Origin of the sequence: Paenibacillus algorifonticola (assembly GCF_050481745.1) — a bacterium.
GTDB lineage: Bacteria > Bacillota > Bacilli > Paenibacillales > Paenibacillaceae > Pristimantibacillus > Pristimantibacillus algorifonticola_A.
Window position 1 is genome coordinate 51,742 of the sequence record NZ_JBCNGR010000026.1, and the last position, 9,383, is coordinate 61,124.

Annotated in this window: 14 protein-coding genes and 1 pseudogene; all 15 read left to right on the top strand. The window is 48.7% G+C overall.

Annotated features, from left to right (window positions below):
- Positions 1-46: 46 nt before the first annotated feature.
- On the top strand, positions 47-697 hold the full coding sequence (locus ABEW34_RS21325; RefSeq protein ID WP_056035806.1) for an adenylate kinase: 651 nt from the start codon (positions 47-49) through the stop codon (positions 695-697).
- Complete coding sequence (map, locus tag ABEW34_RS21330; RefSeq protein ID WP_430161323.1) at positions 697-1,458, top strand: type I methionyl aminopeptidase; 762 nt, start codon at positions 697-699, stop codon at positions 1,456-1,458. Before ABEW34_RS21325 ends, map begins: the two co-directional genes overlap by 1 nt.
- Positions 1,459-1,465: 7 nt before the next feature.
- A complete protein-coding gene (locus ABEW34_RS21335; protein ID WP_430161324.1) occupies positions 1,466-1,747 on the top strand; it encodes a KOW motif-containing protein in 282 nt (93 codons plus the stop codon).
- 3 nt (positions 1,748-1,750) lie between these two features.
- Positions 1,751-1,966: a translation initiation factor IF-1 gene (gene infA, locus ABEW34_RS21340; RefSeq protein WP_046234248.1), complete on the top strand. Its 216-nt coding sequence runs from the start codon at positions 1,751-1,753 to the stop codon at positions 1,964-1,966.
- A gap of 44 nt (positions 1,967-2,010) precedes the next feature.
- Positions 2,011-2,124 carry a 50S ribosomal protein L36 gene (gene rpmJ, locus ABEW34_RS21345; RefSeq protein ID WP_003333770.1) on the top strand — a complete coding sequence of 38 codons (114 nt, stop codon included), beginning with the start codon at positions 2,011-2,013 and terminating at the stop codon, positions 2,122-2,124.
- Between the two features lie 18 nt (positions 2,125-2,142).
- On the top strand, positions 2,143-2,511 hold the full coding sequence (rpsM, locus tag ABEW34_RS21350; protein WP_046234249.1) for a 30S ribosomal protein S13: 369 nt from the start codon (positions 2,143-2,145) through the stop codon (positions 2,509-2,511).
- A 19-nt stretch (positions 2,512-2,530) separates the two neighbouring features.
- Positions 2,531-2,926: a 30S ribosomal protein S11 gene (rpsK, locus tag ABEW34_RS21355; RefSeq protein ID WP_046234250.1), complete on the top strand. Its 396-nt coding sequence runs from the start codon at positions 2,531-2,533 to the stop codon at positions 2,924-2,926.
- Between the two features lie 126 nt (positions 2,927-3,052).
- Positions 3,053-3,997, top strand: a complete 945-nt coding sequence (locus ABEW34_RS21360; protein WP_046234251.1) for a DNA-directed RNA polymerase subunit alpha — start codon at positions 3,053-3,055, stop codon at positions 3,995-3,997.
- A gap of 42 nt (positions 3,998-4,039) precedes the next feature.
- Complete coding sequence (gene rplQ, locus ABEW34_RS21365) at positions 4,040-4,405, top strand: 50S ribosomal protein L17 (RefSeq protein ID WP_046234252.1); 366 nt, start codon at positions 4,040-4,042, stop codon at positions 4,403-4,405.
- Between the two features lie 615 nt (positions 4,406-5,020).
- On the top strand, positions 5,021-5,779 hold the full coding sequence (gene truA, locus ABEW34_RS21370) for a tRNA pseudouridine(38-40) synthase TruA (protein WP_430161325.1): 759 nt from the start codon (positions 5,021-5,023) through the stop codon (positions 5,777-5,779).
- A gap of 184 nt (positions 5,780-5,963) precedes the next feature.
- Positions 5,964-6,401: a 50S ribosomal protein L13 gene (gene rplM / locus ABEW34_RS21375; RefSeq protein WP_046234254.1), complete on the top strand. Its 438-nt coding sequence runs from the start codon at positions 5,964-5,966 to the stop codon at positions 6,399-6,401.
- A 20-nt stretch (positions 6,402-6,421) separates the two neighbouring features.
- On the top strand, positions 6,422-6,814 hold the full coding sequence (gene rpsI / locus ABEW34_RS21380; protein WP_046234255.1) for a 30S ribosomal protein S9: 393 nt from the start codon (positions 6,422-6,424) through the stop codon (positions 6,812-6,814).
- Positions 6,815-7,190: 376 nt separating this feature from the next.
- Entirely contained in the window at positions 7,191-7,886 is a 696-nt protein-coding gene (locus ABEW34_RS21385; RefSeq protein ID WP_430161326.1) for a phosphoadenylyl-sulfate reductase, read from the top strand.
- 261 nt (positions 7,887-8,147) lie between these two features.
- Positions 8,148-8,849 carry an N-acetylmuramoyl-L-alanine amidase CwlD gene (cwlD, locus tag ABEW34_RS21390; protein ID WP_430161328.1) on the top strand — a complete coding sequence of 234 codons (702 nt, stop codon included), beginning with the start codon at positions 8,148-8,150 and terminating at the stop codon, positions 8,847-8,849.
- A 118-nt stretch (positions 8,850-8,967) separates the two neighbouring features.
- Positions 8,968-9,383: pseudogene (locus tag ABEW34_RS21395) on the top strand (MRP family ATP-binding protein); the annotation flags it as partial.

Genomic DNA, 9,383 nt, shown 5'->3' on the forward strand with positions numbered 1-9,383 from the left:
GGTACGGACCCGCATGAGCCTATTGTGTTTAAAGCGAGGAACACGAATGAACATTTTATTCATGGGCCCTCCGGGAGCCGGTAAAGGAACGCAAGCTGAACGAATCGTTTCCGAGTTTGGTATACCACACATCTCGACAGGCGATGCATTCCGCCTTGCTATGAAAGAAGGCACTGCGCTCGGTCTCAAAGCGAAAGAGTATGTCGATAAAGGACTGCTTGTACCTGATGAGATTACGAACGGTATCGTAAAAGAACGTCTTGCACTAGACGATTGCAATAAAGGGTTTTTGCTGGACGGTTTTCCTCGGACATTGCAACAAGCCGAAGCGCTTGATGGCATGCTCAAGGAACTTGACCGAGGCATTCACCATGTCGTTAATTTAAAGGTTGATCGTGGATTTCTCTTGGCACGCCTAACTGGAAGACGCATTTGCAAAACATGCGGAACGACGTATCACATTCTGTTCAATCCGCCGAAACAAGAAGGCGTCTGTGATAAAGACGGCGGCGAATTGTATCAGCGTTCGGATGATACGGAGGAGAAGGTTGGGACGCGTCTGGATGAGTACATTTCCAAAACTGCTCCACTTCTTGACTATTACAGTGATAAAGGTCTTCTTCGCGAAGTCGATGGCGAGAAGGAAATTGATGCGGTAACGGCCGACATTACTTCCATCTTGCGAGGTTCATTGTAATGATTATACGCAAATCCGAAACGGAGCTGCGCTATATGAGAGAAGCAGGCAGAATTGTTGCGGATGCCCATCGGTTGATGGCGAGGTCGGTAAAGCCGGGTATTACTACCCTAGAGCTTGATCAACTAGCTGAAGACTACATTCGCAGTCAAGGAGCCCTGCCTTCTTTTAAAGGTTACAATGGTTTTCCCGCCAGCATTTGCGCTTCTGTAAATGACGAGCTGGTACATGGTTTTCCAGGACCTCGGAAGTTGAACGAAGGCGATATTATTAGTATCGATATCGGAGCGCAGTACAATGGCTATCATGGCGACTCGGCATGGACCTACCCGGTTGGCGCAGTAACGCCTGAAGTACAGAGGCTGCTGGATGTAGCGGAACAGTCGCTTTATGCGGCCGTGAATCTCATCCGCCCGAATGAGAAGCTATTTACGATATCCCATGCTGTTCAACAAGTTGTCGAAGCGGCTGGCTTCTCGGTTGTACGCGAGTTTGTCGGTCATGGAATTGGAGCGAAGCTTCATGAGGAGCCGCAAATTCCAAACTATGGTATGCCAGGTCGCGGACCGAAGCTTGAGCCAGGAATGGTGCTTTGCATCGAACCTATGGTGAACATCGGTGAACGATATGTCCGCACGCTTGAAGACAATTGGACGGTCGTAACGGAAGACGGCTCGATGTGTGCCCATTTTGAGCATACGGTTGCCGTAACGGAGAATGGTTTTGAAATTTTGACGCTATCGAAGCCACAGGCGGACTGAGCCAGAGATGGAAAAGTTTCCGCAGGTAGGCCAAATTGTCAAGGTGCTTCGGGGCAAGGATGAAGACAGCTATGCGGTGGTCATATCCGTCATTGACGAACGTTTCGTTATGATTGTAGATGGCGATAAGCGGCGCTTCGACTCGCCGAAGAAGAAGAACGTTCTGCATCTCGAGTTACAGCCTGTGATAAGCAGCGAAGTTGTAAACAGCTTGCTTGAATCAGGCAGGGTGACCAATACCAAGTTACGTTATGTTATACAGAAGTTTGCACATGCGAAAGGAGAATGACGGTTGGCTAAGGAAGACATCATTGAGGTCGAAGGTACGGTGATTGAACCGTTGCCGAATGCCACATTCAAGGTGGAGCTGGAGAACGGTCATCAAATTCTCGCACATGTTTCCGGTAAGCTCAGAATGCACTTTATTCGTATTCTGACAGGAGACAAGGTGGTTATACAGTTATCGCCTTATGATTTAACAAAAGGGCGCATCACCTATCGTAAGTAGGCCGCATTGCGGTTTGCGAGCGAAAGATTCGGGAGGTAATCACAATGAAGGTTAGACCTTCGGTTAAGCCGATTTGCGAAAAATGCAAAGTCATTCGTCGCAAAGGCAACGTTATGGTGATTTGTGAAAATCCGAAACACAAACAAAAACAAGGATAGAAGGAGGGATAACGGCCTATGGCACGTATAGCTGGTGTAGACTTGCCGCGTGATAAGCGCGTCGAAATCGCTCTGACATACATTTTCGGTATTGGCAAAGTGACTTCACAAAAAATCTTGAGCACAACTGGCGTTAACGCGGACACTCGTGTTCGGGATTTGACGGAAGATGAGCTTGCGAAAATTCGTGAAGCAATTGACAAAACAGTTAAAGTGGAAGGCGACTTGCGTCGTGAAATTTCGCTTAACATCAAACGTCTGATTGAAATCGGATGTTACCGTGGTGTTCGTCACCGTCGTGGATTGCCTGTTCGTGGACAACGCACGAAAACAAATGCGCGTACGCGTAAAGGTCCTCGTCGGACTGTAGCTAACAAAAAGAAATAAGAAGAGGTGAAATAGGATAATGGCAAAACCGAAAAAAGTCGTTCGTACAAAACGTCGTGATCGGAAAAATATTGAGTCTGGCGTCGCTCACATTCGCTCGACATTCAATAACACGATTGTTACAATTACGGACCCTCACGGCAATGCAATCTCTTGGGCAAGCTCCGGTAACATGGGTTTCAGAGGTTCGCGTAAAAGCACACCTTTCGCAGCTCAAATGGCAGCTGAAACTGCAGCTAAAGCAGCAATGGAACATGGCATGAAAACCGTTGAGGTTATGGTTAAAGGTCCAGGCGCTGGTCGTGAAGCAGCTATTCGTTCGCTTCAAGCAGCAGGCCTAGAAGTTAACCTGATTAAAGACGTTACTCCAGTGCCTCATAACGGATGCCGTCCACCAAAACGTCGTCGCGTATAGTTGGATCCACTGTGGTATCAAATGACAGCAACTTGTGAATAATGGTTGTGAAGGTTTGGCATACTACGAGATTTGACTTAAGATACGGTATGGTAACGGAGCGACGTTTGAAGGAGGGTACTATTAGTGATTGAGATCGAAAAGCCGAAAATCGAGACCGTGGATTTGAACGAGGATGGGACTTACGGACGGTTCATTGTTGAGCCGCTCGAGCGTGGCTATGGCACGACGCTTGGAAATTCGCTTCGCCGAATTTTGTTGTCGTCTTTGCCAGGTGCAGCTGTTACTTCCGTTCAGATCGACGGAGTGCTTCACGAGTTCTCTACAGTTCCAGGAGTGATGGAAGACGTAACTGAAATCATTCTGAACCTGAAGGGCCTCTCGTTGAAAATCCACTCCGATGAAGAGAAGGTTTTGGAAATCGACGCTGAAGGCGAAGGAATCGTTACGGCGGGCGATATTCGTGCTGACAGCGATGTCGAGATTTTGAACCCTGATCTTCACATCGCCACCTTGGCCTCCGGCGCGCGGCTCCATATGCGTGTTTTTGCTAATCGGGGACGCGGATATGTGCAAGCGGACCGTAACAAAAGGGAAGATCAACCGATTGGAGTTATCCCGGTTGATTCGATTTACACGCCAATTACACGTGTAAATTACAGTGTGGAGAATACTCGTGTTGGTCAAGTGACTAACTATGATAAGCTTACGCTGGAAGTTTGGACTGATGGCAGTATTCGTCCGGAAGAGGCTGTAAGCCTCGGCGCTAAAATCTTGACTGAGCATTTGGATCTGTTCGTTGGCTTGACTGACGAAGCGAAAGATGCCGAGATTATGGTGGAGAAGGAAGAAGACAAAAAAGAGAAAGTTCTGGAGATGACTATCGAAGAACTGGATCTTTCCGTACGTTCATACAACTGCTTGAAGCGTGCAGGAATCAACACCGTTCAAGAGCTGATTACGAAATCCGAAGAGGACATGATGAAGGTTCGCAACTTGGGCCGCAAGTCGCTTGAGGAAGTTCAAGAGAAGCTGGAAGAACTGGGTCTTGGCCTGCGCATGGAAGAGTAGCATCAATTAGTCTAGACTACAGGCAAGGGAGGGAAAATCAAGATGGCATATCAAAAACTAGGCCGTAACGCTAGCGCGCGGAAAGCATTGTTCCGTGACCTCGTTACTGACCTTTTCCTTTATGAGCGTATTCAAACAACGGAAGCAAAAGCGAAAGAGGTTCGTTCGATCGCTGAAAAGCTGATCACGAAAGCGAAGCAAGGCGACTTGCACGCGCGTCGTCAAGTAGCAGCTTACGTGCGTCGTGAAACAATCGATGGAGAGCAAGATGCAATCCAAAAATTGTTCTCGGAGCTGGGCCCCCGTTACTCGGAGCGTCCGGGCGGATACACGCGGATTTTGAAACTAGGACCTCGCCGTGGCGACGCTGCGCCAATGGTATATTTGGAACTGGTAGACCGCGCGTAACATGAGAAAGGGTGGACCCTCGAGGCCACCTTTTTTTATTTGCTGGCTTTTGTAAGGGCCGGAGTTTATGGCATCGCGTCGGCTGATGGTCGAGTTAGGCTTTGGCCGGGGTGGGCACTCCGTGAAAGGTTTGGGCTTACGATCGTTGTTGTTGTCTGATTATTAATAACTAGCGCTTAGCGGTTTAAATCAGACAACAAAGACGAACGCTTCGCTTCTCCAGCTCCAAACCTTTCACTCCACTCCCATCCCCTCTCCAAAGCACATCACTCTACCACCCAGCCTCGCTTCGCCAAATCCTAGCCCTCACAAGCCGCAAATAAACGCGGCCTGCGGGTCGTGGAGGCAGCAGACATAGTGTGCCCTATTATTAAGGCACACTATGTCTGCCAAACTGCTCTCTGCTAAGCTTTACATAGGAGCAGTAGTTATTCACTGCCGGTAGTTGCCGAAGCAAGAGCTGCCGTGCAGTTCTTATGGATGCAGCAAAGGCATGAGGGAGCTGGAGGTTGGAGAGCTTTTGAAGGTTTGGGTAAACTCTCTGTTGAGGGTTTGGGATAGAAGCCTTTAAAGGTTTGGGTAGAAGCCCTCTCGAGGGTCTGGGAGGAATTCCACATGCGAAATATTGCAGTAAAGGTTAGTTATGATGGGGCGCAGTTTAATGGCTTCCAATCCCAGCTGGAGCCGCATCTCAGAACGGTGCAGCAGGAGATTGAGAAAGCGCTAAAGGCGCTTACGGGTGAGGAAATTCATATCATTGGCTCAGGCCGGACAGATGCAGGCGTTCATGCTATGGGACAGGTTTTCAATTTTCATACGAAATCCGTCATACCGGTGGAGCGATGGGCAATTGCGCTGAACACGAGGCTGCCGAAGGATATCGTTATTTTGGAGGCGCGCGAGGTGCCGGAGCATTTTCATTCCCGGCGCTCGGCCAAACGAAAAACGTATCGTTATTCGATAGATCGTGGCAAATTCCCGGATGTATTCACCCGCGAGTATTGCTTTCATTATCCGATGCGCCTTGATGCAGAGGCTATGGCGAAGGCACTGCCCTATGTAATTGGCGAGCATGATTTTACTTCTTTCACGTCTATTCACTCGACGAAGCCGCATCATATAAGAACGATTTATGAGGCGTATTTTGAGCAGCAGGGCAGCAAGCTTCATATGTACGTGACCGGCAACGGTTTTTTGTACAATATGGTGCGCGTTATTATGGGGACACTGCTGTGGGTAGGGCAAGGCAAGCTGCAGCCGGAAGATATGAAGCGCATATTAGAGGGCAAAAGCAGGTCTTTGGCTGGCCCAACTGCAATGCCTCATGGCCTTACGCTGGTCGAAGTTGAATATCCCGATGAACTAAGAAGTTAATCGTACAAACTGCTTGCTTTAGGCCGCTTTTTATAGTAATATATAACTTGTGCTTTCTTAGTGGCTATCCCACAGCCCCGACTGAGATCGTCACAAACTTGGCAGCAATAACTGTTATAAATCGAACGGAAACGTTCTTTGATAAAATTAAATTTTAAACGTAAGCGAATGAAGGAGGATCTCCATGCGTACCACCTATATGGCTAAGCCAAATGAAGTTGAACGTAAATGGTACATCATTGATGCGGAAGGTAAAACCCTCGGTCGTCTGGCAAGCGAAGCAGCTAGCTTGATCCGTGGCAAACACAAGCCGCAATTTACACCTCACGTTGACACAGGCGATTTCGTTATCGTAATCAACGCTGAAAAAATCGTTCTGACAGGTAAAAAACTGACAGACAAAATGTACTACCGTCACTCGATGTACTCTGGTGGTTTGAAAGTTACACCAGCTAACGTTATGATCGACAAAAAGCCTGATCGCGTTATCGAATTGGCTGTTCACGGCATGTTGCCAAAAACACGTCAAGGTAACAAAATGAAGCTTAGACTTAAAGCATACGCTGGTTCGGTACATCCGCACCAAGCACAAAATCCTGAAGTTTACGAACTTCGCGGGTAATTAAAGGGGAGGACAGTTTCATGGCTCAAGTGCAATACTATGGAACGGGTCGTCGTAAACACTCTGTTGCACGTGTACGTCTCGTGCCAGGTGAAGGACGAATCATCATTAACAAACGTGATATCAACGAATACTTCGGTTTGGAAACATTGAAACTTATCGTTAAACAACCGCTTAACCTGACAGAAACGCTTACGCAATATGATGTATTGGTTATTGCTAACGGCGGCGGTATGTCCGGCCAAGCAGGCGCTATCCGTCATGGTATCTCCCGTGCTCTACTGAAAGTAGACGCTGAATACCGTCCAGCTCTGAAACGCGCTGGATTCCTGACTCGTGACCCACGTATGAAAGAGCGTAAAAAATACGGTCTTAAAGCGGCTCGTCGCGCGCCACAATTCTCGAAACGTTAATATGTTGTTCAACAGCCCCTGGCCTTCTGGCCGGGGGTTTTTTGTTATTTATTGAAGCTTGTGATGAAGGATGCCGAGAAGCTGAAATAGATGGAACGGTTAGGGACCAGTTCCTTGGAATCATTTTTCTAAAAGAGGCGATAAAAGGCACTGAAAAAACCAACCTGGATATTTACCAGCTGTCAGGCCTAAGAAAATACAGGAAATGTAGACGGGACAAGCGGAAGAAGTGTGCTTGGAGCCCGTTTTTTTGCATATTCAACAAACTTTATTTCATTTTGGAGTAAACTAGATATTGAAGATAGTGAGTGGACGACGTATAATTGGATTTAAATACAGATCAATATACTTGGAATTGAAACGGAGGGGTAAAACGATGAATCTTTTTGAGAAGGAAGCCCTTATTGCCAAGCAGGCTGTTGAGCTGGAACATGCAACGCCAGAGGAAATTATTGCTTTTGCTGTTGCGACATTCCCTAAGCTTACTTTTGCTTGCAGCTTCGGTGCGGAGGATGTTGTGCTCGTTGATATGCTGCAGAAGATCAGCCCAACAACGGACATTTTCTACCTGGACACTGATTTCCACTTTAAAGAAACGTATGAGACTCGCGATCGTATGATCGAGCGCTATCCAGGAATTCCATTCGTTGAAGTGAAGCCGAAAATTACGCCGGAGCAGCAAGCTGCGCAATATGGTGAAGAGCTGTGGAAGTCAGATGCCAATCAATGCTGCGACATTCGTAAGGTAGAGCCTCTTACCCGGATTCTGTCCCAATACGAAGCATGGATTACAGGTATCCGTCGTGATCAGGCGCTAACACGGGCTAACGCGAAAAAAATCGAATACGATACAAAATTCGGATTGGTGAAGTTTAACCCGATTGCACATTGGACAACGGAAGATGTATGGAACTATATCCGTGAAAATGATGTCATCTACAACCCGCTTCATGATCAAAACTATCCGAGCATTGGCTGCGAATATTGCACACGTCAAGTTATGCCGGGTGAAGATCCACGTGCTGGACGCTGGGCAGGACAAGAAAAAACAGAGTGCGGCTTGCACAAATAAACGGCTTTATTTCGAACACAGCTTCGCCTGTCAAAAATGCGGCAACATGGCAATGACCGAAACATGTTCCCATGGCAAATCCGAGCTATTGTGTGACACTGTGAATGTGCAGAGACACACTCATAAATAACCATCTCGTCCCATAAGATGATAATGAGCGCCGGCCAAGCTGGAGCTGATTATTATTTGATGGAGGACGGGGTGGTTTTTTTGCGCCGATGGGGACGACGCTTGGTCGTTTGGATAACGCTAAAGGGAGCAATGCGGTTGACTGCTGCTGTGCTGGCCATCGCACTCGTATGGACGCTGCTTACTTATGGAGATGAACGGACGGCGCGGACATGGAAGACTTGGGCAACGCCTTTGTCCGGCAAGACGATCGCGCTTGATGCTGGGCATGGTGGAGTAGACGGCGGGGCGGTGAGCAAGCAGGGAGTCGTTGAGAAGGATTTGAATATGGCGATTGCGCTTTATTTGCGCGATTATTTGCAGCAGGCGGGAGCCATTGTCGTGATGACACGCGAAGGGGATTATGATCTGGCAGCGCCAGATACAAAAACCTATAGCAGGCGGAAAACGGAGGATTTGCATAAGCGTGTAAAGGTCATAAAGGAAAGTCAGCCTAACTTGGTTATCAGTATTCATATGAATAGTATCCCTTCGGCAAAATGGTCGGGGGCGCAAACCTTTTACAATCCGGCTAATCATCAGGACAGCAAGGTGCTTGCTGCTGCTATTCAAAACGAGATCAAACGCAATTTGGAAAATACGAGCCGCGTCGCAGCAACGGAGAATACCGTCTATTTGCTCAAAGCGATTACGGACGTGCCTGCCGCTTTAATTGAAGTTGGCTTTCTCTCTAATCCAGGGGAAGCAACAAGGCTCGCCGATTCGGATTACCAGCGCAAGGTCGCTGCTTCCATTTATCAAGGGCTGCTTAAATACGCTGCTGGAGAAAAATGATGCAGCCGGCAGAGGACACGCCACAAGGATGAAACCGTTTCGACACGTTACAGCCATGAATGTTGCTGCTTAACTATGCTATAATCATTATTAATAGGCAGTAATCGCATACATAAAGGTGGGACATATCCTAATGTTAACACGTGAGCAAGCTTTGGAAGCCGTTGAAGCAGTAACGGCGCTATATACGGCGGGTGAGGTAGCCGTCCGCGATGTGATGGTGAAGGACCGTCAAGTTTCACTGACGGTGCTGGTTGCCAGCGAGGAGGCGAAGCCCTCGCTGGAAGCCGCGCTGCGCGAAGCGTTAGCGCGGCTGGGCGCCGAAACCGTGCACTGCCGGTTTCGTGCGCTAGAGCCCGCAGCTGCGGCGGATGCTTCCGCGCAGCGCGGGGCGCCAAGCGGCGGCGGCGAAGCCTCCGCTGCCGCAGGCGCAGGCGCCGCCGGCCCCGTGCAAGGCCACGGGGCAGGGCTGGCGAGCCCGCTGCTGGATGCCCGCAGCGGGGTGCAGTTCATTGCCGTCGCCAGCGGCAAGGG